Genomic DNA, 23390 nt, shown 5'->3' on the forward strand with positions numbered 1-23390 from the left:
GCCCCACCTGGCCACCCGCGACCGCGCCGCGAGGTCACCGCGCGGCGGCGCCGGGCCGCGCCACCGACCCGGCACCCCCAGGGGTACGGCTCAGCCGTGCTCGCGCCACCGGTTGGTGATCGGCAGACGGCGGTCCCGGCCGAACGCCTTCATGGAGATCTTCGTGCCCGGCGCCGACTGCCGTCGCTTGTACTCGGCGGTATCCACCAGCCGCAGCACCTTGTCCACGATCGCCGGGTCGTGACCCGACTCGACCAACCCGTCGCGGCCGAGGTCACCGTCGACGTAGCCGATGAGGATCGGGTCCAGGACGTCGTAGTCGGGCAGGCTGTCGCTGTCGAGCTGGCCCGGGCTCAGCTCGGCGCTCGGCGGCTTGCCGATCGAGTTCTCCGGGATCGGGGCGGTCTCACCGCGCCGTGCCGCGTCCCTGTTGCGCCACTTCGCGAGCCGCCAGATCAGCGTCTTCCAGACGTCCTTGACCGGGTTGAAGCCGCCCACCGAGTCGCCGTACAGGGTGGAGTAGCCGACCGCCAGCTCACTCTTGTTGCCGGTGGTCAGCACCAGGTGGCCCTCCTGGTTCGACAGCGCCATCAGGATCACGCCACGGACCCGGGCCTGCAGGTTCTCCACTGCCACGCCGGACAGCGACAGGTTGGCCAGGAAGCCGTCGACCATCGGCTGGATCGGCTCGACGCGGTAGTCCAGGCCGGTGCGCTTGGCCAGGTCGGCGGCGTCCTCCCGGGAGTGCTCCGAGGAGTGCTGGCTGGGCAGCGACACCCCGACCACCCGGTCCGGCCCGAGCGCGTCGACGGCGAGCGCCGCCACCACCGCCGAGTCGATGCCGCCGGAGAGACCGAGCACCACCGACGGGAACCGGTTCTTGTTGACGTAGTCGCGCAGACCCAGCACCAGCGCCTGCCACACCTCGGCCTCGTCGGCCACCGGCTCGATCAGCCCGCCGGTGGCGGCCGGGCCGGACGGCGTGGGCGGAATGCCGTCCAGCGTGCTGTGCACGATCCGCATCCCGTCGGCCAGCGTCTCGGTGGTCGGCCCGGTGGCGGCGGCCGGCAACTCGACGTCGTGGACGAGCAGGTGTTCGACGAACTGCGGGGCCCGGGTGAGCAGCTCACCGTCGGCGCCCACGATCATCGAGTCGCCCTCGAAGACCAGCTCGTCCTGGCCGCCGGTCATGTTGACGTACGCGATGGCGGCGCCCGCCTCGGCGGCCCGGCGGCGGACCAGCGGCAGCCGGATGTCGTCCTTGTTCAGCTCGTACGGCGAGCCGTTGATGTTGACGACCAGGCCGACGCCGGCCCTCCGGGCCGCGGCGAACGGACCGCCGGCCTGCCACAGGTCCTCGCAGATGGTCAGCGCGACGTCCACGCCGCCGATCCGCACCACTGTCAGCGCGTCACCGGAGACGAAGTACCGGTCCTCGTCGAAGACCCCGTAGTTGGGCAGGTGGTGCTTGAAGTAGCGGGCGGCCACGACGCCCCGGTGCAGCAGCGCGGCGGCGTTGCGGGCACCTCGGCCCGGCTCGGCGTCCCCGCTGACCTGCGGCGGACCGTCGGCGTCCAGGTAACCGACCACGACCGGCAGCTCGCCGAGACCGTCAGCGGCCAGGTCGGCGGCCAGCCGCTCCACGGCGGCCCGGGACGCGGCGACGAAGGAACGCCGGAAGACGAGGTCCTCGACCGGGTACCCGGTCAGCATCATCTCCGGGAAGAGCACCAGCTGGGCACCGGCATCGGCGGCCTGGCGAGTCCAGCTGCGGACCAGGTCGGCGTTTCCGGCGAGGTCGCCGACGCTCGGGTTGACCTGGGACAGGGCGAGACGCAGGGTGGGCATGCCTTCATCTTGCCCCAGCCTCGTCGCGACAATCCGTACCCTCCGACGAGATTGCCGCCACCCGCCGCGACGGGCGTCCCCGAGGCCGCGGCGGCGGGAGCTCGGCCATCGTGGCGGCGGCCTCGGCGGCCCGGCACTGGCCCCGCGCTCGCCGGGCGGGACACGAGAGGACGGCCGGCGGCAGTTCGCGTAACGTCTGCGTAACCAGGCCCGGGAACACTGGGCGATCAGGTCGGGTACAGCCCGGCCAAGGCGGACAAAAGAGTGTCGCGAGGGGTTGGGGAAGTGGACCGTCAGCAGGAGTTCGTCCTCCGCACGCTGGAAGAGCGGGACATCCGGTTCGTCCGGCTGTGGTTCACCGACGTTCTGGGCACGCTCAAGAGCGTTTCGGTGGCACCCGCCGAGCTCGAGGCGGCCTTCGAGGAAGGCATCGGCTTCGACGGCTCGGCGATCGAGGGCTTCGCCCGGGTCTTCGAATCGGACATGGTTGCCATGCCCGACCCGACCACCTTCCAGGTCTTCCCCTTCGAAGGCGGCGTCAGCGGCGAGAGCGCCCGGATGTTCTGCGACATCCTGCTGCCCGACGGCGGCCCGTCCTGGGCCGACCCCCGGCACGTGCTGCGCCGTGCGCTGTCCAAGGCAGCCGAGAAGGGTTTCACCTTCTACACCCACCCCGAGATCGAGTTCTTCCTGCTCGAGAACGGTCCGCAGGACGGCTCGGTGCCCACCCCGGTCGACACCGGCGGCTACTTCGAGCACACCACCCACGCCGTGGCCCGGGACTTCCGCCGCCAGGGCGTACTGGCCCTGGAACGGATCGGCATCTCGGTGGAGTTCAGCCACCACGAGGTCGCCCCCGGCCAGCAGGAGATCGACCTGCGCTACGCCGACGCGCTCACCACCGCCGACAACATCATGACCTTCCGGCACGTGGTCAAGGAGGTAGCACTCTCCACCGGTGTGCAGGCCAGCTTCATGCCGAAGCCGTTCACCGACCAGCCGGGCAGCGGGATGCACACCCACCTGTCGCTGTTCGAGGGGGAGCGCAACGCCTTCCACGACAGCGGCGACCCGATGAAGCTGTCCAAGGTGGCGAAGTCGTTCATCGCCGGTCTGCTGGTGCACGCCCGCGAGTACACGGCGGTCACCAACCAGTGGGTCAACTCGTACAAGCGGCTCTTCCCGCAGCACCTGCCCGACCGGATCACCGAGAGCCCGGCGTACGTCTGCTGGGGTCACCTCAACCGGTCCGCGCTGGTCCGGGTTCCCGCCTACGGCAAGCCCAACTCGGCCCGGGTCGAGGTCCGCTCGCTGGACTCGGCGACCAACCCGTACCTCGCCTTCGCGGTGCTGCTCGGCGCCGGCCTGAAGGGCATCGAGGAGGGGTACGAGCTGCCGCCGGGCGCCGAGGACGACGTCTGGTCGCTGACCAGCGCGGAGCGGCGCGCCATGGGCTACGAGGCGCTGCCGGAGAACCTCGCCGAGGCGATCGACGTGATGGCCGGGTCCGAACTGGTCGCCGAGGTGCTCGGCGAGCACGTCTTCGACTTCTTCCTGCGCAACAAGCGGGCCGAGTGGGAGCAGTACCGCCGTGAGGTCACCCCGTACGAGCGGCAGCGCTACCTGGCCCTGTAGACGCGGGGGCTGACGCCGTTGCGCGCTGCCGCTATCGTCTCGATCACCGCGCCGGTACCCCTCCGGGCGGAGAGTCGGGAGGCAAGTCGGTGCTGGAGGATCTGTTCAGCGGTGCCTGGCAGAGCGTCGTGTTCGGGCTCGTCGGCGTCGGCCTCATGGCCGCCGGCTTCGGGCTCGTCGACCTGCTCACCCCGGGTCGGCTGCGAGACCTGATCTGGGTCGAGCGCAACGCCAACGCGGGGTTGCTGCTCGCCGCCAACCAGCTCGGCATCGCCGGAATCGTCTTCACCGCGATCCTCACCAGCTACAGCGACTTCGGCAAGGGGCTCGCCTCCACCGTGGTCTTCGGACTGGTCGGGTTGGCGATCATGGCGTTGGCCTTCGTGGTGCTGGACCTGCTCACCCCCGGCAAGCTCGGCGAGGTCATCTGCTCGCCCGAGCCGCACCCGGCCGCCCGGGTCAGCGCCGCCACCCACTTCGGGGCCGCGCTGATCGTCTGCGCCTGCATCGCCTGAGCCAGCTGCCCGCGTCGCTGTGCGGGCGGTTGTCCGCGTCGCCGTGGCTGCTGTCCGCGTTGCCGGGTGGGCGGTTGTCGGCGTCGTTGTGGCGGTCGTCCGCTTTGCCGTGCGGGCGGTCGCCGGAGGGCGTCGTACCCCGGCCGTAGCGTGCGGGGCATGAACCGCACGGATCGCCTCTACGCACTGGTCGAGGAGCTGCGGGCGGTGTCACCTCGGCCGCGCAGCGCCCGCTGGCTGGCCGCGCGCTTCGAGGTGAGCAGCCGGACCATCGAACGGGACCTCGGCGCGTTGCAGGAGGCCGGGGTGCCGATCTGGGCCGAACCCGGGCGCACCGGCGGCTACGTCCTGGACCGCGCCCGCACCCTGCCGCCGGTAAACCTGACCGCCGCCGAGGCGGTGGCTATGGCAGTGGCGCTGCACCGGCTCGCCGGCTCGCCGTTCGCCGGGCCGGCCGCCACCGCGCTGCGCAAGCTGGTCGCTGTGCTGCCGGCCGCCGACGCCGCCGAGGCGCACCGTCTCGCCGGCCGGGTGCACCTGATCGGCGACGGGCCAGCCGCGCCCGTCCCGGCCACCGTCGCCGACGCGGTCGCCGCGCGGCGCGTGCTGCGCATCCGGTACGCCGACCGTGCCGGCGCCGACTCGACCCGTGACGTCGAACCAGTCGGCTACCTCGGCAACTCCCGACACTGGTACCTGGTCGCCTGGTGCCGTCTCCGCGATGAGCTGCGGTGCTTCCGCACGGACCGGATCCGGAGCGTCTGGGCGCTGCCCGACGTGGTGACCCGGGAGCTACGCCTGACGGATCTCGACATCCCGCACGAGCGGGTCCGCCCACTGAGCCTGGTCTGAGACCCGTCCGCGGCGCGGCGGGCCAGGGTGGGTCTCGTCGCTGGAAACCCCGCCGGGTGATCCGGAAACACCGACAGGACGCTGTCGCCAACGGCCCCGAGACTGCTCCAGACGACGGCCGAACGGCCGGCACGGAAATTCTGGAGGCAGTAGATGTCCAGGTCCACCACGCCCATCACCTGGTTCGAGATCGGCACCGACCGGCCCGAGGACGCGGAGCGGTTCTACGGAGAGTTGTTCGGCTGGACCTTCGAGGAGCAGGGCTCGACCAACGGCGGGTCCTACCGCGTGACCGGGGCCGGCGGCGACACCGGGATCGGCGGGGCGATCCGGGCAACTGACGGGACGTCGCCGAACTACGCGGTGTTCTACGCCGAAGTCGCCGACGTGGCGGAGACCTGCCGACAGGCCGAAGCTGCCGGCGGCCGGGTCCTGGTGCCAGCGCGTACGGCACCGAGCGGTCTCACACTGGCCCACCTACTCGACCCGGCCGGCAACCACCTGGGTGTTTTCACGCCCCCGCCCCCGCAGCCCTGACCCCTTCCAGGGCCGGGCTGATGCCCGGCTGGCCTGACTGTCGCTCGGGCTGGCTCTGGGTCGGGCCAACAGGGCGGACCGGGTCTGCCCCGGGGCGTGCCGAGGCCGGCCGCGGGCTGCCCGGGGCGTGCGAGGCCGGCTGCCGGCTGCCCGGGGCGTGCCGAGGCCGGCCCCGGCCTGCCCGGGCCGTACCGAGTTCGGCCCCGGCCTGCTCGTGCCTGCCGGGGCCGGACTCGCCGGACTACTTGCCGGGCGTACCAGCGCCGTGGTGGCCGCCTGGACCGCGGTGGCCGCCGGGGCCGGGGAAGACGCCGGCCTCGACGGCCTTGGTGATGGCGTCGGCCTGCTCCTGGGTGAGCTTGCCGTCCTTGACGGCCTGGTCCAGGCGCTGCTTGAGCGCGGCCTGCCGGTCCTCGGCGGACGGGCGCTGCGGGCGGTCGGTCGGGCGGTGCTGCTCGCGGATCTTCTCCAGTGCGGCGGTCACCTTGTCGGTGGGCACGCCCAGCTCCTTGGCGAGCGCCTCGGCGAACTCGCCCTGCCGGTCGGCCTTCGCACCCGGAGCCCCGCCGGGAGCCGGGGCGGTGCTGGCGCTCGGTGTCGGCGTGGAAGTGTCGGCGGCGAACGCGATCGTCGGGGCCGCGATCCCGACGCCGAGGACGCCGGCGGTGGCCAGGCCGGCCAGCAGGTGCTTCCTGCGGATGGTGCGGGACATGCTGTCCTCCAGAGGTTCGGTCATCGTGCGCTGTCGTCACCGACAGTGACCGGGCAGTCTGGGCGGAAGCCGTGGCGACCCTGTCAGCGAGCTGACAATCAGGGCCGGCAGCGGGCGAAATCGGTTGTGTGGGCGGTGGCCGAGCGGTCAGGGTGGACGATCCACCGACGGAAGGACCCCACGGCATGACCGTCGAGATTCGGGAGATTCCACTCGTCGAGCCGGGCGCCGGGCCGTACGGCATCACGCCCGGCCCGGACGGCGCGCTGTGGCTGACGCTGGCCCAGGCCGGCGGCATCGCCCGGTTGTCGCCCGACGGCGCGGTCCGGACCTACCCGCTGGAGCCGGCCGGCGGTCGCCCGCTGATCATCACGGCCGGGCCGGACGGGGCGCTCTGGTTCACCCGCTCGGGAGACGACCGGATCGGTCGGATCACCGTCGACGGTGAGCAGCGCACTGTCGCCCTGCCGGCCGGTACCGGGCCGGGTGGCATCGCGGCTGGGCCTGATGGCGCGCTCTGGTACGCCGGGATGACCTCCGACACCATCGGCCGGGTGGAGACCGACGGCACCCACACCGCATTCCCGCTGCCGGTGACCGGCGGATTCGCCTCGATGATCACTGCTGGCGCGGACCAGGCTCTCTGGTTCACCCTCAACCAGGCCAATGCGATCGGTCGCATCGACCTCGACGGCAGGGTGACGCTGCATCCGTTACCCACAGTGAAGGCGGGGCCGGTCGGCATCACGCTGGGCGATGACGGCGTCATCTGGTTCGTGGAGATCGCCGCCGGTCAGCTCGGCCGGATCGACCCGGACGGCGAGATCGCCGAGTTCCCGCTGCCGGACCGGGCGGCCCGCCCGCACGCGATCGTGGCCGATCCGGACGGCGGCGCGTGGTTCACCGAGTGGGGCGCCAACCGGATCGGTCACCTCGACCCCGCCGGACGGATCGAGGGCTACGCCCTACCCACTCCCAACGCCGAACCGCACGGCATCACCCGCACCTCCACCGGCATCTGGGCCGCCCTGGAAATCGGCGCCATAGCCCACCTAACCCCACCCCCCTAAGCCCACCGACCCCCGCCTGAACTGGCGACCCGCCCGTCCCCCTCAGCCCCGCCCTGGTTGATCAAGAGGTTTCCGTCAGGATCCGCTCCGGACATGACGCAAACCTCTTGATCACCGGGGAGGGGGGAGGGGAGGGGTGGGGTGGGGGTGGGGGTGGGGGTTAGTGGACTGCGGGGGTTGCGGTGAGGGTGGCGGTGGTGGTGTCGAGGGTGGCGGTTGTGCCCACCGGGACTGTGAGCTGGTTGGGGCCGTGGCCGATGGGGAGGCCGCCGAGGACCGGTACGCCCAGGTCGCCCAGGCGTTCGGTGAGTACGTCGACGATTGTGGTTTCCCAGCCGTCGCCGCAGTCGGTGAACTGCCCGACAGCCACCCCGGCCAGTCCGTCCAGCGCGCCGGCCCGGCGCAGGTGGGTGAGCATCCGGTCGACCTTGTACGGGGGCTCCTGCACGTCCTCGATCAACAGCACCGCACCGGTCAGGTCGGGCAGGTCGGGCGTGCCGATCGACGCGGCGATCATGCACAGGTTGCCGCCGAGCAGGGTGCCGGTGGCGCGACCCGGGACGCGTACGCCGAAGGTCTCCTCGGTGGGGACCGCGGTGATCGACACCGGTTCGGTGGTCATCAGCGCCGCGTGCAGGGATTCGGCGGAGCGCAGCGGCGTCCGCTCGTCGCGCCAGGCTGCCCCGGGGCCGTGCACTCCGGCCAGGCGGGCGCCCCGCCACAGCGCGAACTGCAACGCGGTGATGTCCGAGAAGCCGGCCACCACCTTCGGGTCGCGGCGGACGGCGGCCATGTCGATGGCGTCCACGATCCGTTGGGCGCCGTAGCCGCCGCGAGTGCAGATCACCCCTCGCACGTCCGGGTCGGCGAAGGCCGCGTTCAGGTCGGCGGCGCGCAGGTCGTCGGTGCCCGCGAGGTAGCCGTGGCGGGCGTACGCGTTCGGCGCCGGCACCGGGCGCAGGCCCCAGCCGGTGAGCAGTTCCATGCCCCGGGCCACCCGCTCCGGGGAGGTCGGCCCGGACGGCGACACCAGCAGCACCGTGTCACCCGGGCGCAGCACGGGCGGGCGTACGGCTGTGGTGTCCTCGCTGATCACAACCGCAGAGCCTAATCACCCCGCCGTGGTCGGGACCTGTGCACGGGCGGCGGGAGGAAGCGCGGCCCGTGCCGGGGCGTGGTGCCGTGGGGCGTACCGGCTAGCCTCGACGGGTGGCAACCGCGCTGGTGATCGAGAACGACCCGACGGACGACGCGCGCCGGCTGGGTGAGTGGCTGACCGAGGCTGGGCTGGAGCTGTGGGTGGTGCGCCCGCACGCCGGCGACGAACTCCCCGCCGATCTGGAGGGGTACGCGGCGCTGGTGGTGCTCGGCGGCGACCAACAGGCGTACCCGTTGCCGGACGGCTCGCCCGGCGCGCACTGGTTTCCCGCCGTGGAGGGCCTGCTGCGCAAGGCGGTCCGGTACCGAGTGCCGACCCTGGCGGTCTGCCTGGGCGCGCAGCTGCTCGCCACCGCGCACGCCGGGTTGGTGGAGCGCAGCCCGTCCGGGCCGGAGATCGGCCCCGGCGTGGTCGGCCGGCGCGACGCCGCCGAGAACGACCCGTTGTTCCGGTACGTGCCGCTGATCCCGGACGTGCTCCAGTGGCACTCCGACGAGATCACCGAGCTGCCTCGGGGCGCGACCCTGCTGGCCGCGTCCACCCGCTACCCGCATCAGGCGTTCCGCCTCGGTGACCGGGCGTGGGGGTTGCAGTTCCACATCGAGTGCGACGCCGCGATGATCGCCGACTGGGCCACCGACTCGACCCAACTCGCCGAGCTGGGCTACGACCCGGAGCTGGTGGTCGCGGCCTGCGCCTCGGTGCTGCCCGACGTCGAGGAGGTCTGGCAGCCGTTCGCCGCCCGGTTCGCCGCGTTGGCCCTCGGCGAGTTGGACGACAGCACGATGCGGCGCGGCCTGCCGCTGCTCGGGCACTGATGAGCCGGCCGACCAGGGCACCGGGCCGGCTCGCCCGGTACGGCTTCGGCACCGCCGAAGGCGACGGCGGCGCGCGCGCCGCGGACCTGCTCGGCCCGGAGGGGCTGCGGCTGTGGCAGCCGGCCGAGCAGGAGCCGGTCGACGAGGCCGCCGCGGAGTTGCTCGCCGCGCTGTCCCGGGCCGCCGACCCGGACCTGGCGCTGCGCCAACTGCACCGCATCGTGGAGGCCGAGGGTCGCACCACCGACGGCGGTGCCGCATCGCCGCTGCTCGCGGACCTGCACAACGACCCCGGGCTACGGCGGCGGCTGATCGCGGTGCTCGGCGCGTCGGCGGCGCTCGGCGACCACCTGGTGGCCCACCCCGAGCACTACCAGGCGCTGCGGACCGCTCCGGACGGGCTCGCCCCGACCGCCGAGGGGCGGCTGGAACCGGCCGACGGCGGCAACGCGGTGGCGGCGCTGCGGACCGCGTACCGCCTGGCGTTGCTGCGGATCGCGGCGGCCGACCTGACCGGCGGTCGCGGCCTGGAACAGACGATGGCGGCGCTCTCCGCGCTGGCCGACGCGACGCTCTCCGCGGCGTACGAGATCGCTGTCGCGGAGCTGGCGGAGGGGACCGAGCGGCCCCGGCTCGCGGTCGTGGCGATGGGCAAGTGCGGCGGCGGCGAGCTGAACTACGTCTCCGACGTGGACGTCATCTTCGTCGCCGCCGAGGATGCCGACCTGTCCGCCGCGACCCTGGTGGCGACCCGGTTGATCTACATCTGTGGGCTGGTCGCCTGGCCGGTGGACGCCGCGCTGCGCCCCGAGGGCAGCCGCGGCCCGCTGGTGCGGACCCTCGCCAGCCACCTGGCCTACTACCGGCGGTGGGCGCGCACCTGGGAGTTCCAGGCGCTGCTCAAGGCCCGCCCGGCCGCCGGGGACCTGCCGCTGGCCCAGGAGTGGATCGACCAGCTCGCGCCGCTGGTCTGGCGGGCGGCCGAGCGGCCCGAGGCGGTCGAGGACGTCCGCGCCATGCGCCGCCGGATCATCGACCACATCCCGCCGAAGGAGCTGGAGCGCGAGATCAAGCGCGGTCCGGGCGGGCTGCGCGACATCGAGTTCGCCGTCCAGTTGCTGCAACTCGTGCACGGTCGCGGCGACGAGACGCTGCGCCCGCCCGGCACCATCCCGGCGTTGCGCGCGCTCGTCGCCGGCGGTTACGTCGGTCGGGCCGACGGCGAGGCCCTGCTGCGCGGCTACCGCTTCCTGCGCAGCGTCGAGCACCGGCTGCAACTCCAGGGCCTGCGTCGTACGCACACGGTGCCCGCCGAGCCGGGCGCGCTGCGCTGGCTCGCCGCCGCGCTGGGTTTCACGGCCGCGCCGGGGCGCAGCGCCGTGGAGAGCTTCCGGGCCGAGTGGGTCACCCACGCCACCGAGGTACGCAGACTGCACGCCAAACTGCTCTACCGGCCGTTGCTGGAGTCGGTGGCCCGGGTGCCGGCGGACGGGTTGCGGCTCACCCCGGAGGCGGCCAGGAACCGCCTGGAGATCCTCGGCTTCGCCGACCCGGCCGGCGCGCTGCGCCACCTGCAGGCGCTCACCGGCGGGGTGAGCCGCACGGCGGCCATCCAGCGCACCCTGCTGCCGGTGCTGCTCAGCGAGTTCGCCGACGCGCCGGAGCCGGACCGGGGGCTGCTCAACTACCGCAAGGTCTCCGACAAGCTGGGCAGCACCCCCTGGTATCTGCGGCTGCTGCGCGACGGCGGCCCGGTCGCCCGTCGGCTGGCCCGGGTCCTCGCGCTGTCCCGGTACGTCGCCGACCTGCTCGCCCGCGACCCGGAGGCGCTGCGCCTGCTGGCCGAGGAGAACGAGCTGACGCCACGCGCGCCCGAGGTGCTGCGGGAGGGGTTCCTGGCGGCGGCGGCCCGACACACCGACCCGGTCGAGGCCACCAGCGCGGTGCGCGCGCTGCGACGTCGCGAGCTGGTCCGGGTGGCCTGCGCCGACGTGCTCTGCCGGGCCGGCGCGCTCGCGCCCAGCCCCACCAGGCCCGACGGCGCGAACCGGCCCGCCCGCGGGCTGTCCGACATCACCGAGGTCGGTACGGCGCTCGCCGACGTCACCGACGCCACCCTGGCCGCCGCGCTGCGGGCCGCCCAGGCCAGCCAGCCGGCACCGGCAGGGCTGCGGTTCGCGGTGATCGGCATGGGCCGACTCGGCGGGTACGAGTCGAACTACCTCTCCGACGCCGACGTGCTCTTCGTCTACGACCCGCCGCCGGGCACCAGCGAGAGCGCCGCCAGCGCCGCCGCGCACGCCGTCGCCGAGGAACTGCGCCGGCTGCTCGGCGTACCCGCCCCCGACCCGCCGCTGGGCGTCGACGCCGACCTGCGACCGGAGGGCCGCCAGGGTCCGCTGGTACGCAGCCTCGCCGCGTACGCGCAGTACTACGCCCGCTGGTCGCGGGTGTGGGAGGCGCAGGCACTGCTGCGCGCCCGGTTCGTCTGCGGCGACGCCGACCTGGGCGCCGAGTTCGAGGCGATGATCGAGCCGGTGCGCTACCCGGCCGACGGGCTGACCCGCGAGCAGGTCGTCGAGATCCGGCGAATCAAGGCCCGGGTGGAGACCGAACGGCTGCCCCGTGGCGCCGACCCGGCCACCCACACCAAGCTGGGGCGCGGTGGGCTCGCCGACGTGGAGTGGGCGGTGCAACTCGTCCAGCTCCGGCACGCCGGCGCGAACCCGGCGCTGCGTGGCACGCGTACCCTCGACGCCCTCGCGGCGGCCGAGCGGGCCGGCCTGATCGACCCGGCGGACGCCGCGGAGATGGCCGCCGGTTGGGCCCTGGCCGCGCAGGTCCGCAACGCGTTGATGCTGGTCCGGGGCCGGGCCGGCGACCAACTGCCCCGGCACGGGGTGGAGTTGGCCGGGGTGGCCCGGCTGCTCGGCCGAGACGACCCGGGGGAGTTCCTCGACGAGTACCTGCGCACCGGCCGCCGCTCCCGCGCCGCCGCCGAACGGGTCCTCGATGCCTGACGCGTCGCCGCCCCCAACCGGGCGGAGCGTCGCGGGCTGGACGGCGGCGACCGCTGTGGCGGCGCTGCTCGCCGTCGCGTTCCTCCTCGCGCCGCCGATGGGCACCGACCTCGCCGCCCAGGTGGCCCGTGCCGGGTTCACCGAGCGGTACGGGGCCGCGCCGGTCGACTTCGGCTGGTACGGCGGCGTCAACCAGTACGGCTACAGCCTCTTCACGGCCAGGTTGGGCGCGCTGATCGGGGTGCGTCCGCTGGGGGCGGTCGCCGCCGTGGTCGGCGCGGCCGCGCTGGGTTGGCTGTTCACCCGCAACCGGGCCCGCCGACCGCTGCTGGCCGGCGTCCTCGGCGCTGTGGTGCTGGTCGGCAACCTGGCGAGTGGTCGGATCACCTTCGCGGTCGGGCTGGCGTTCGGGCTGCTGGCGCTCTGCGCGGTCAGCGTGGAACGCCCGCCGCGTTGGCTCCGGTTGACGCTCGCCGCCGTCTGCGCCGCCCTGGCGACGGCGGCCAGCCCGGTCGCCGGCCTGTTCACCGGGCTGGCCGGCGCGGCGCTGCTGCTGGGCGCCCTGCGCACCGGTGACGGGCCGGGCCGCCCGCTGCCCGGAGGCTGGCGAGCCGAGCGACCACTGGCCGAGGGGTTCGTCCTGGCCGTGGCACCCGCCGTCACGCTCGCCCCGATGGCGTTCGTCTTCGGCAACGGCGGAACCCAGCCGTACTCGGCCGAGTCGATGCGCATCAACGTCGCGCTCGCGGTGCTGGTGGCGGTCGTGCTGCCGCGTCGCCGCCGGGTGCTGCGCGTCGGCGCGGCGCTCACCGTGCTGCTCCTGATCGGGGCGTACTACGTGCCCAGCCCGATCGGTTCCAACGCGCTACGGCTGCCGATGCTGTTCGCCCTGCCCGTGCTGGCCGGGTACGCCGCGTTGCCGGGGCCGTGGCTGGCCGGGCTGCTCGCCGCGACCGTCTGGTGGCAGTCCCCGGTGATGACGAGCGACGTGACCCGGGCCGGCGCACCGGAGAGCGCCGAAGGCTTCTACCAACCGCTCGTCGCCGAACTCGACCGGCGGCAGCCGGCCGGACGGGTCGAGGTGGTGCCGCTGCGCGACCACTGGGAGTCCGCGTACCTGCCGCCGACAGTGCCACTGGCCCGAGGTTGGGAACGCCAGGTCGACAGCGACCGCAACGCGCTGTTCTACGACGGCAACCTGAACGCGCAGACGTACGAGCAGTGGTTACGGCACGAGGCGGTGAGCTACGTGGTGCTCGCCCCGGACGCACCCGCCGACCGGTGGGGCCGCGACGAGGCCGCGCTGATCCGCGCCGGCCTGCCGTACCTGCGGGAGGTCTGGCGTGACCCGACCTGGCGGATGTACGCAGTGGTCGATCCGACCCCGCTGGTCGGTGCGCCGGGTCAACTGGTCGCCGCCGACCGCGGCGCGGTTCGCCTGACCGCCACGCCCGGGGACGTGCCGGTCCGGGTGCGCTGGTCGCGCTGGCTCACGGTGAGCGGCCCGGACGGCTGTCTGCGACCGGGCGCGGACGGGTGGACCGAGGTGCGGGTCCGCGCCGCCGGCGACTACTCGATCTTCAGTGGGCTGGCACCGGCGCGCCACTGCTGACCGTGCCTGCCGTCGGCCTTCCACCGACGGGCTGGCAGCATGTCCGGCGTGCCTTCCCACCTCGCGCGCTGGACCGGCCTGGCCGGCTCAATGCTGCTCGCGCTCTCCGCTTTCCTCGGCGGCGCGTTTCCCAGCGGCCCCCTGCGCAGCACCCCGGTCAGCATCTGGCAGGGGCCCAACGGCCCACTGATCCTCGCCGCCTGGCTGGTCGGCACCGGCCTGATGGCGTACGCCTGGTGGGCGCTGCGCGACGGGGGACCCTCGACGCGGTGGGCCCTGGTCACCGTCGGGCTCTGGCTGCTGCCGTTGCTGATCGCACCGCCCTTCGGCAGCCGGGACGTGTACGCGTACGCCTGCCAGGGCGCCAGCTTCGTCGGCGGCATCAGCCCGTACGAGCAGGGCGTCTCCGCGCTGCCCTGCCCCTGGCTGGACACGGTCTCGGTCATCTGGCGCGACACCCCGGCGCCGTACGGGCCGCTGTTCGTGCTCATCGCGGGCGCCGTGGTGAAGGCCACCGGTTCGCTGACCGCCAGCATCGTGCTGTTCCGTGCGCTGTCGCTGGTCGGCGTGGTCCTCACCGCGTGGGCCCTGCCGGCGCTGGCGCGTCGGGCCGGTGTGCCGGCGAAGCGGGCGGTGTGGCTGGCGTTGGGTTCCCCGCTGGTCGCCGCGCACCTGATCGGTGGCCCCCACAACGACGTGCTGATGCTCGCCGCGTTGGTCGGTGGGCTGGCCGTGGTGGCGGCGCACCCGGGTCGGCGCGGAATGCTGCTGGTCGGCGGCCTGCTCCTCGGAGTCGCGGTGGCGATCAAGGTGACCGCCGTGGTGGTGGTGCCGTTCGCCGCACTGGCGGCCACCGCCGGGCCGTACCGGATCCGCACGCTGATCCGCGACGGCGGCTGGGTCGTCGGCGGCGCGGTCGCCAGCGTGGTCGGCGTGACAGTCGCCGGTGGGCTGGACTTCGGTTGGATCGGCGGGCTGTCCCAGGGTGGCGCCGCCATCGCCTGGACGTCCCCGCCGACCGCGGTGGGGCAGACGGTCGGGTACGTCGCGGCGCTGTTCGGCGGCCACATCGACGCGCTGCCGGTCACCCGCGGGATCGCCGTGGTCCTCCTGGCCGTCCTGCTCGTCTGGCTCTGGTGGCGGGCCCGCACCCGCGACCCGCTGTACCACGCCGGCCTCGCGCTCGCCCTCACCGTCGCGCTCGCCCCCGTCGTACACCCCTGGTACTGGAGCTGGCCGCTGTTCGTGCTGGCGGCCACCGCCCAGCGCACCAGATGGTTCACAGTCGTCGCCCTGGTCGCGTCGTTCCTGGTGCTGCCCGACGGCACCGGGTTGCCCAGGTACACCAAGACGGTCGGTGCGCCGCTGATGACGCTGTTGGTGATCGTGCTGGTCATCCGGTTGGTACGGTCGGCTCGGGCGGCCCGTCAGCCGGTCGCCGCCGATTGAGGGAAGGTGCGCCGGTGACCGCTCCCGGCCCGCCTGTTCCGCCGCCGCCTGTGTCGTTGGCGTCATTGGGTGCCCGGTACGCGGGCCTGGCCGGCGCGGTCCTGCTCGCCGTGGCCGGATACCTCGGCGGGGCACTGCCCGACGCCCCGCTGGGCGTGACACCCGCGTCGATCTGGCGAACCCCGAACGGCCCGGCGACGCTGAGCTGCTGGCTGATCGGCACCGTGCTGCTGGTCGGGGCGTGGTGGTCACTGCGCGAGGGCGCGCCGTCGACCCGTTGGGCGTACGTCACTGCCGGGCTGTGGGCGCTACCGCTGCTGCTCGCGCCGCCGCTGGGCAGCCGGGACGTCTACTCGTACGCCTGCCAGGGCTGGACGTACGCGCACGGCGTCGACCCGTACACGGTGGGGGTGGCGGCGGCGGGTTGCCCCTGGCTGGATACGGTGGCGCCGATCTGGCGGGACACCCCGGCACCGTACGGGCCGGTGTTCGTCCTGCTCGCGGCCCTCGCCGTCGGCCTCGGCGGCGGGCTCACCGGGACCATCGTGGCGCTGCGCGTGATCGCCGTTGCGGGGCTGCTGCTGGCAGCGCTCTGCCTGCCCGCTCTGGCGCGGGCGGCCGGGGTGCCGGCCCGGCGGGCGGTCTGGTTGGCGTTGGCCGGTCCGCTGGTCGGTGTACACCTGGTGGCCGGCGCGCACAACGACGCCGTGATGCTGGGCCTGCTGCTGGGTGGACTGCTGGTCGTGGTCCGTCGACCAGGTCGGCCGGCGGCGCTGCTGCTGGCCGGAGCGCTGCTCGGGCTGGCGGTCACTGTGAAGGCCAGCGCCGTGGTGGTGGTGCCGTTCGCCGTGCTGGCCGGGATGCCCGACCGGTACACCGTCCGGGCGTTGCTGCGCCACGCTGGTTGGTTGGCCGGAGGGCTGCTCGCCGCGCTGCTGGTCACCTCGGCGGTGTCCGGCCTCGGCTTCGGCTGGGTGGGCGGGCTGACCCACAGCGGCGACTCGGAGCAGTGGACGTCACCATCCACCGCCGTGGGCTTCGTGGTGGACTACACCGGCGCGCTGGTCGGCCGGGACCCGCAGGCGGTGCCTGTTGTCCGGGCGGTCGCGCTGCTGCTGCTCGTCGGGGTGCTGCTGGTGCTCTGGTGGCGGGCCTGGCAGACCCTGCGCGGGCTGAACGAGGAGGCTGGGTGTCCTCGGGTGGCGCGGTCCCGGGTGGCGCTGCACGGCGCGGCGTTGGCGCTGGTCGCCACCGTCGTCCTGTCCCCGGTCTTCCACCCCTGGTACGCGACCTGGCCGCTGGCGCTGCTGGCGCTCACCGCCGCCCGCACGACCTGGTTCGTGCTGCCCACCGCAGCGGCAGCCTTCCTCGCCCTGCCCGACGGCACCAACCTGGCCCGCGTCACCAAGGCGCCCGGTGCCCTGGCGATGACCGCCCTGCTCCTGACCGTGCTCGTCCGCACCACCCGCACCGCCCGCCGTCGTTGATCATGAGGTTGACGGGGGCAATCTGGACGGAACGCCCCGCCAACCTCATGATCGGGTGCCGGAGGGGCGGGGCGTCAGGCAGAGCGAACCGGGCCGGCTCCGCGGTGAGCGGAGCCGGCCCGGCCGGTGTTCCAGCGACTGCTCAGCAGTCGTCGTGCGTCTGACTGCTCAGCAGTCGTAGTACATGGCGAACTCGTGCGGGGTCGGGCGCAGACGCACCGGGTCGACCTCGTTGGCGCGCTTCCAGTCGACCCAGGTGGAGATCAGGTCGGGGGTGAAGACGCCGCCGTCGAGCAGGTAGTCGTGGTCGGCCTCGAGCGAGTCGAGCACTGCCGACAGCGAGCCCGGCACCTGCTTGACGTCGCCCCACTCCTCCGGCGGGAGGTCGTAGAGGTCCTTGTCGATCGGCGTCGGCGGCTCGATCTTGCTCTTGATGCCGTCGAGGCCGGCCATCATCATGGCCGAGAAGGCCAGGTAGACGTTGGCCGACGGGTCCGGGACGCGGAACTCGACGCGCTTGGCCTTCGGGTTCGCGCCGGTCACCGGGATGCGGGTGCAGGCGGACCGGTTGCGCTGCGAGTAGACCAGGTTGACCGGCGCCTCGAAGCCCGGCACCAGACGGCGGTACGAGTTGATCGTCGGGTTGGTGAAGGCCAGCAGCGACGGCGCGTGGTGCAGCAGACCGCCGATGTACCAGCGGGCCATGTCGGACAGGCCGGCGTAGCCGGTCTCGTCGTAGAACAGCGGCTCACCGTTGAGCCAGAGGCTCTGGTGGGTGTGCATGCCGGAGCCGTTGTCGCCGAAGAGCGGCTTGGGCATGAACGTCGCGGTCTTGCCGTTGGCCCAGGCCTCGTTCTTCACGATGTACTTGAAGAGCTGGAGCTGGTCACCGGCGTGCAGCAGGGTGGAGAACCGGTAGTTGATCTCGGACTGGCCGGCGGTGCCCACCTCGTGGTGCGAGCGCTCCACGTTGAAGCCGGTGTCGACCAGGCGGCGCACGATCGAGTCACGCAGGTCGGCGTAGTGGTCGACCGGCGGGACGGGGAAGTAGCCGCCCTTGTACGCGGTCTTGTAGCCGCGGTTGCCGCCCGGCTCTTCGCGGCCGGTGTTCCAGGCGCCCTCGATCGAGTCGATGTAGTAGAACGACTGGTGCGCCGAGGTCTCGTGGCGGATCGAGTCGAAGATGTAGAACTCCGCCTCGGCGCCGAAGTACGCGGTGTCGGCGATGCCGCTGGCCGCGAGGTACGCCTCGGCCTTCTTCGCGACGTTGCGCGGGTCGCGGCTGTAGGCCTCGCGGGTGAACGGGTCGTGGATGAAGAAGTTGAGCGCGAGCGTCTTCTGTGCGCGGAACGGGTCGATGAACGCGGTGGCGACATCCGGGAGCAGGAGCATGTCCGACTCGTGGATCGCCTGGAAACCGCGGATCGACGAACCGTCGAACGCGAGGCCGTCGGTGAAGAGGTCGTCGTTGACGGACTCGACCGGCAGATTGAAGTGCTGCATCACGCCGGGCAGGTCACAGAAACGAACGTCGACGAACTTCACGTCCTCGTTCTTGAGGTATCGCAGCAGTTCCTCGGGATTGGCGAACACACATCCTCCTGGCACGTCCACGGGGTGGCTAGGCTTCTGGCGACGCTAGGGCCGGGGGGTTGCCCGGCCGTGTCTCCGTTGTTTCTGCCGTGTTACGTCCCTCGCGGAGCGTCAGCGACGCCCCGGTCCGCGCCTCCGGCCCGCCAGGAACGCCGTACCGACTGTGCCAGTGTAATGACATCTGATGCCTTTGGCCTGAATCGGCACACAGCGGCGACGGCACCCGGCAAGCCCTCATCCCGGCGCGGATACCCTTGACCGCTGTGACCAATCCGCACCTCCCGGCAGCGCCGGCCACCGACCCCACCTTCACCGCGCCGAGCCTCGGTCGGCGGTTCGGTGCGCTGATCATCGACTGGGTGCTCTGCCTGCTGGTGTCCAACTTCTTCGCCGACCCGGTACGCGACGGCTGGGCGCCGGTGCTGGTGCTCGTCCTGGAGTACGGCATCTTCCTCGGCCTGTTCGCCCAGACGCCGGGCATGTACATCACCAAGATCCGCTGTGTGGGTTGGCGCGACGGTGGCCGGATCGGCGTGCTCCGGGGGCTGATCCGTGGCCTGCTGCTGGCCCTCGTCGTCCCCGCACTGATCATGGACGAGCACCGGCGCGGCCTGCACGACCGAATCGCCGGCTCGGTCATCGTCGACGCCCCCCGAGGCTGACGCCGACCCCTCCCTAGGCCGGTCCGGGGCCGCACGAACCGCAAGATCGCACTCGATCCACGATCTGGTGGCCTCCGCCGCGCGCGAGGCCACTACATCCAGGCTCGAGCACGATCATGGCGAGGGTGGCCAGAGGCGGGCGGCGCGTCGGGACGGGTGCACATGAGGGTGTACGTAAAAGAGCCGGACCCAGGTGGGGTCCGGCTCCTTTACGCGTACACCTGAGGTCAGCGGCCCCGCGACTGGCGGAAGGCGCCTGGCGGCCGCATGTTCTTCGGGATCGCGCCCTTGGGCATCTGTGGCCGGGCGGTGAGCGCCTTGAGTCGCTTGTCCAGCGAGTTGACGTCCTTGCCGGAGAGGGCGCGGGGCAGGCGCAGCAGCGTCGTCCGCAGCTTGCGGATCGGCAGCTCGCCCTCCTCCTGCCCGATCACGTAGTCGTGCAGGGGAGCGGAGCCGATCACCTTGGACAGCCGCCGCTTCTCCTGGCCGAGCAGACCGCGCACCCGCTGCGGGTTGCCCTCGGCCAGCAGGATCACGCCCGGGCGGCCGATCACCAGGTGGACCATGTCCATCTGGGTGGTCGAGCTGACCGCCGGGGTCACCCGCCAGTCGCCACGCATGTTCTCCATGATCTGCGCCGCCGCGCCGGGCTGCCCCTCGGCGGCGTTCATCATCGCCTTGTTGGACCGCAGGTTGAGCACGATCAGCACCGCGAGCAGGACGAACAGGATGCCGATCGGCAGCCAGATCCAGCTCCAGAGGATGACCGCGACCACGGTGAGGGCGAGCGGGATGAGCACCGCGGCGGCGACCAGCGGCGCGAACCACCGGTCCTGCTTGGCGGTGAACTGGAACACCATCCCGATCTGCTTCAGCCGTTGGCCGAACGAGACCTTCTCCTGGGGCTTTGCCATGTCGCAGAGTCTAGTGGTCGCCGCCGACCCGGTTGATCCGCGTCCGGGTGCCGGGGCAGCTGAGTACCTTACGTCGCCGTACGCGCCCCGAGCGGCCGGGTAAGGAGGCTGTGGGCGGGGAAGATGAGGCGCCGTGCCCATGCCGGGACAGGGCCTTCGCGCGAAGAGTCGTCAGCAGAAGACGACGACACCACGAAGGAGCCCGACATGTTCGGCAACGACGCGGATTTCCTGCTCACCCTGCACCGTACCCACGCCGCCGAGCTGCGCGCCGACGCGGCCGCGGACCGGCTCGCCCGGTCGCTGTCCCGTCCGGTCAGCCGCGGGTGGTTGGGCCGGCGCAGGCAGGCTGGTCGCACCGGCGACGCCCGCCGGTGACCGCGCCCAGCGCGGCCGCCACGCCCGCCGCGCCCGGCGTGGCTGCCACGTCCACGGCACCCGTCGGGCTGGCCGCTCGACCCGATCCGACCCCGCCGCCCGGCCACCGGCCGATCGGCGGGGCCGGCGGGGCGGGGCGCCATGGCATGCTCGAACACGTGACCGTACGCGCCGCCAGCTCAGTCCTCGTCGGGCGCCACCGCGAGACCGCGGCACTACGGGACGCGCTGGGCCGGGCGCGGGCCGGGGAGCCGACCACAGTGCTCGTCGGCGGCGAGGCGGGTGTGGGTAAGACCCGGCTGCTGGAGGAGTTCGCGGGCTGGGCCACCGACGGCGCGGCGCGGGTGCTCGTCGGCCAGTGCCTGGAGTTGGGCGAGGCGGGTCTGCCGTTCGCGCCGTTCGCCGCCGCGTTGCGGGCGGTGCTCCGCGCCGACGGCCCCGAGGTCTTCGCCGGCTACGAGGCGGAGTTCGCTCCGCTCCTGCCGGAGCTGGGCCGCGCCTCCGCGGCGCTGACCACCCCGCGTGCCGTCCCGCTCAGCGACGCCCCGCGCGGCTACCTGTTCGACCTGGTCGCCGAGCTGTTCCAGCGGCTGGCCGATGCTCGCCCGCTGGTCCTGATCATCGAAGACCTGCACTGGGCCGACCGTTCCACCCGCGACCTCATCGGTTTCCTCGTCCGCGCGGCGAGGCCGGGCCGGCTGCTGCTGGTCTGCACCTACCGCACCGACGAGTTGCAGCGAGGGCACCCGCTGCGTCCGTTCCTCGCCGAGCTGGATCGGGCCCGGGGTGTGGAGCGGGTCGAGCTGGCTCGCCTGGACCGCGACGGCACCGCCGCGATCCTCGCCGACCTGCTCGGCGCCGAGCCGCTCGCCCGCGCCGTCGACGATGTTCACGACCGCACCCAGGGCAACCCCTTCTTCATCGAGGAGTTGGCCGTCGCCGGTGACCCGATCGGCTGCGCGGCGCTCCCCGAGACGCTGCGTGACCTGCTGCTGGCCCGGGTGGACCGGCTGCCCGAGCCGGCGCAGCGGGTGTTGCGGATCGCGGCCGCCGGCGGCACCCGTTTCGCCCACGACCTGCTCGCCGAGGTCGCCGGGCTGCCCGAAACCGAGCTGGAGGACGCGTTACGCGCCGCCGTCGCCGCCCAGCTGGTGGTGGCCGACCGGGACGGTGACTACGAGTTCCGACACGCGCTGGTCCGCGAGGCCGTACACGACGAGTTGTTGCCCGGCGAGCACGCCCGGCTGCACGCCCGCTTCGCCGCCGCCATCGAGGCCCAGCCACATCTGGTCGCCGCGGGCCGGGCCCCGGCCGAGATCGCCCACCACTGGCACGCCGCGCACGACCACCCGCGCGCCCTCGTCGCCGCACGAGCCGCCGCGTGCGCCGCCGCCGACCGGTACGCGTACGCCGAGCAACGCCGACTGCTGGAGCGGGCGCTGGAGTTGTGGGAACTGGTGCCGGACGCCGCCGACCTGCTCGGCATGGACCACCTCGCGTTGCTGGAGCAGACCCTGGACGCCGCGGTGACCGCAGGCGACTTCAGCCGGGCCATCACCCTGACCCGGGCCGGGCTGGCCGAGGTGGACGCCGACGCCGCGCCGCTGCGCGCCGCCCGCCTGCTGGACCAGCGCGGTCGACTGATGGCCCTGCTCGGCAAGAGCGACGGCAGCCGCGAGCTGGATGAGGCGTACCGGCTGGCGGCCGGTGGCCCGCCCGGCGCGGAGCGGGTCCGGCTGCTCGCCGACATCGCCACCCACCTGGTCAAGATCGACCCGCGGAAGGCGGCCCGGGTGGCAGCCGAGGCCGCCACCGACGCCGAGGCGCTCGGAGAACACGTGGCCCTGCTGTCGACGCGGATCGCGTTGCTCTGCCACGGCGAGCGGGACCTGACCGGCGGGCTGGCCGAGCTGGGCGAGGCGGCCGCCGCCGCCCGTGCGGCTGGGGACGCGCCGACCCTGGTGCTCGCCATGGTGTTCGAGTCGGACATGCTCTGCGAGTTGGGCCGCTACGCCGAGTCCGCACAGGCCGCCGAGGCCGGTGTGGCCGAGGCGAGACGGGTGGGGATCAGCCGCTCCACCGGGGCGTACCTGCTCTCCAACCGGGCCGAGGCGCTCATCGCGTTGGGTCGGTGGGACGAGGCCGAGGCGGTCTGCGCGGAGGCCGCCCGCATCGACCTGTCCGGTGTCACCGGTCTGCACTGGCTCCAGTTGGGCGCCGGGCTGCGGCTGGCCCGCGCCCACCCGGGCGCCGACGAGCTGGTCGACCGGGCGCTCACCTTCCTCAATCGACCGTACCTGTGGCCGAACCACCGCCTGCCTCTGCACGAACTGGCGATCGAGGCGGCGCTGGCCGCGGACGACAAGGTCGAGGCGGTACGGGCGGCCCGCGTCGCGGTGGCCGACGAGAGCCTGCCGCGGCTGCCCCGGGAGGGTTGGCCGGTGCTCAGCGCCGCCGCGCGTACCGCGGCGCGGGTGGGTGACCGGGAGTTGGCCGTCGCGGTGGCGGCGCTCGCCACCGACCTGCCGGCGCGGCACCCGGCCGCCCGCGCGTACGCCGCCCAGGTCACCGCGCTGCTCGCGGTGGGCGACCAGGCGCTGCCGGCGTGGCGTGCGGCGGTCGACGCGTGGCGGGCCGACGGACAGCCCTACCCGTTGGGCAGAGCGCTGCTGGCGCTGGCCGAGGCGACCGCCGCAGCCGGGGAACGCGACGAGACGGCGGCGGTGGTCACCGAGGCCACCGAGATCGGCCGGCGGCTGGGTGCGGCCCCGCTGGTCGAGGCGGCCGCCACCCTGGCGCGGCGGGTCGGCCTGCGCGCCGGTGGCGGGGCCGGCGCGGACCTGCTGACCGCCCGGGAGCGGGAGGTGCTGCGCCTGGTCGCTGAGGGGTTGAGCAACAGCCGGATCGCCGAGCGGCTGTTCATCTCGCCGAAGACGGCAAGCGTGCACGTATCCCGGATCATCGCGAAGCTGGGTGTGACCAACCGGGTGGAGGCCGCCGCCCTGGCCCACCGCCTCGGCCTGCTCACCGAGGCCGCCGCGCCGCGCTGACGCGCACCGAGGCTCCCGCACCGAGACCGGCGGGCCGCGCACCGAAGCCGTCGGGACGCGCACCGAGGCCGCCGCGCTG

General features: G+C 73.4%; 18 protein-coding genes. 13 read left to right on the forward strand and 5 right to left on the reverse strand.

Annotated elements, in window-relative coordinates; translation table 11 throughout:
• Window positions 1-90 precede the first annotated feature (90 nt).
• Window positions 91-1848, reverse strand: coding sequence for an NAD+ synthase (locus tag PSH03_RS24900; RefSeq protein ID WP_210787423.1), 1758 nt, complete (start codon window positions 1846-1848; stop codon window positions 91-93).
• A gap of 285 nt (window positions 1849-2133) precedes the next feature.
• On the opposite strand from PSH03_RS24900, the gene glnA (PSH03_RS24905) reads away from it, so the two are divergent.
• The 4 genes from glnA (PSH03_RS24905) to PSH03_RS24920 all read left to right on the forward strand — a co-directional run bounded on the left by glnA (PSH03_RS24905) (window position 2134) and on the right by PSH03_RS24920 (window position 5387).
• Entirely contained in the window at window positions 2134-3483 is a 1350-nt protein-coding gene (gene glnA / locus PSH03_RS24905; RefSeq protein WP_210787424.1) for a type I glutamate--ammonia ligase, read from the forward strand.
• Between the two features lie 89 nt (window positions 3484-3572).
• Window positions 3573-3998: a DUF350 domain-containing protein gene (locus PSH03_RS24910; RefSeq protein ID WP_210787425.1), complete on the forward strand. Its 426-nt coding sequence runs from the start codon at window positions 3573-3575 to the stop codon at window positions 3996-3998.
• 159 nt (window positions 3999-4157) lie between these two features.
• Entirely contained in the window at window positions 4158-4850 is a 693-nt protein-coding gene (locus tag PSH03_RS24915) for a helix-turn-helix transcriptional regulator (protein ID WP_210787426.1), read from the forward strand.
• 153 nt (window positions 4851-5003) lie between these two features.
• The gene (locus PSH03_RS24920) at window positions 5004-5387 is read left to right on the forward strand and encodes a VOC family protein (protein WP_112582648.1); all 384 of its coding nucleotides are present in this window, start codon (window positions 5004-5006) and stop codon (window positions 5385-5387) included.
• A gap of 241 nt (window positions 5388-5628) precedes the next feature.
• On the opposite strand, the gene PSH03_RS24925 is transcribed toward PSH03_RS24920, so the two are convergent.
• Complete coding sequence (locus PSH03_RS24925) at window positions 5629-6099, reverse strand: hypothetical protein (protein ID WP_210787427.1); 471 nt, start codon at window positions 6097-6099, stop codon at window positions 5629-5631.
• Between the two features lie 185 nt (window positions 6100-6284).
• Here PSH03_RS24925 and PSH03_RS24930 point away from each other — a divergent pair, with 185 nt between their 5' ends.
• Window positions 6285-7169 (forward strand): Vgb family protein, encoded by an 885-nt coding sequence (locus PSH03_RS24930; RefSeq protein ID WP_238690576.1) that lies wholly within the window; start codon window positions 6285-6287, stop codon window positions 7167-7169.
• A 160-nt stretch (window positions 7170-7329) separates the two neighbouring features.
• On the opposite strand, the gene PSH03_RS24935 is transcribed toward PSH03_RS24930, so the two are convergent.
• Window positions 7330-8265, reverse strand: coding sequence for a S66 peptidase family protein (locus PSH03_RS24935; RefSeq protein ID WP_238690577.1), 936 nt, complete (start codon window positions 8263-8265; stop codon window positions 7330-7332).
• Between the two features lie 113 nt (window positions 8266-8378).
• Here PSH03_RS24935 and PSH03_RS24940 point away from each other — a divergent pair, with 113 nt between their 5' ends.
• The 5 genes from PSH03_RS24940 to mptB (PSH03_RS24960) are packed head-to-tail and all read left to right on the forward strand — an operon-like array spanning window position 8379 to window position 16714.
• Window positions 8379-9146 (forward strand): type 1 glutamine amidotransferase, encoded by a 768-nt coding sequence (locus PSH03_RS24940; RefSeq protein ID WP_210787071.1) that lies wholly within the window; start codon window positions 8379-8381, stop codon window positions 9144-9146.
• Window positions 9146-12166 (forward strand): bifunctional [glutamine synthetase] adenylyltransferase/[glutamine synthetase]-adenylyl-L-tyrosine phosphorylase, encoded by a 3021-nt coding sequence (locus PSH03_RS24945; RefSeq protein WP_238690578.1) that lies wholly within the window; start codon window positions 9146-9148, stop codon window positions 12164-12166. The genes PSH03_RS24940 and PSH03_RS24945 overlap by 1 nt, the downstream gene beginning before the upstream one ends.
• Window positions 12159-13778, forward strand: coding sequence for a hypothetical protein (locus PSH03_RS24950; protein WP_238690579.1), 1620 nt, complete (start codon window positions 12159-12161; stop codon window positions 13776-13778). The genes PSH03_RS24945 and PSH03_RS24950 overlap by 8 nt, the downstream gene beginning before the upstream one ends.
• A 48-nt stretch (window positions 13779-13826) precedes the next feature.
• Entirely contained in the window at window positions 13827-15227 is a 1401-nt protein-coding gene (gene mptB / locus PSH03_RS24955) for a polyprenol phosphomannose-dependent alpha 1,6 mannosyltransferase MptB (RefSeq protein WP_238690580.1), read from the forward strand.
• Between the two features lie 14 nt (window positions 15228-15241).
• Window positions 15242-16714: a polyprenol phosphomannose-dependent alpha 1,6 mannosyltransferase MptB gene (mptB, locus tag PSH03_RS24960; RefSeq protein ID WP_307850693.1), complete on the forward strand. Its 1473-nt coding sequence runs from the start codon at window positions 15242-15244 to the stop codon at window positions 16712-16714.
• A gap of 168 nt (window positions 16715-16882) precedes the next feature.
• Here the strand turns inward: mptB (PSH03_RS24960) and glnA (PSH03_RS24965) are convergent, their stop codons facing one another.
• Entirely contained in the window at window positions 16883-18307 is a 1425-nt protein-coding gene (gene glnA, locus PSH03_RS24965; protein ID WP_112671701.1) for a type I glutamate--ammonia ligase, read from the reverse strand.
• 263 nt (window positions 18308-18570) lie between these two features.
• On the opposite strand from glnA (PSH03_RS24965), the gene PSH03_RS24970 reads away from it, so the two are divergent.
• Window positions 18571-18969, forward strand: a complete 399-nt coding sequence (locus PSH03_RS24970) for an RDD family protein (protein WP_308194398.1) — start codon at window positions 18571-18573, stop codon at window positions 18967-18969.
• A gap of 227 nt (window positions 18970-19196) precedes the next feature.
• On the opposite strand, the gene PSH03_RS24975 is transcribed toward PSH03_RS24970, so the two are convergent.
• Complete coding sequence (locus PSH03_RS24975) at window positions 19197-19883, reverse strand: DUF4191 domain-containing protein (protein WP_091407420.1); 687 nt, start codon at window positions 19881-19883, stop codon at window positions 19197-19199.
• 207 nt (window positions 19884-20090) lie between these two features.
• On the opposite strand from PSH03_RS24975, the gene PSH03_RS24980 reads away from it, so the two are divergent.
• A complete protein-coding gene (locus tag PSH03_RS24980; protein ID WP_167362519.1) occupies window positions 20091-20261 on the forward strand; it encodes a hypothetical protein in 171 nt (56 codons plus the stop codon).
• A 158-nt stretch (window positions 20262-20419) separates the two neighbouring features.
• Complete coding sequence (locus PSH03_RS24985; protein ID WP_238690581.1) at window positions 20420-23311, forward strand: helix-turn-helix transcriptional regulator; 2892 nt, start codon at window positions 20420-20422, stop codon at window positions 23309-23311.
• The last annotated feature ends 79 nt before the right edge of the window (window positions 23312-23390 follow it).

This window comes from Micromonospora salmantinae, assembly GCF_022230905.1.
Lineage (GTDB): Bacteria > Actinomycetota > Actinomycetes > Mycobacteriales > Micromonosporaceae > Micromonospora > Micromonospora salmantinae.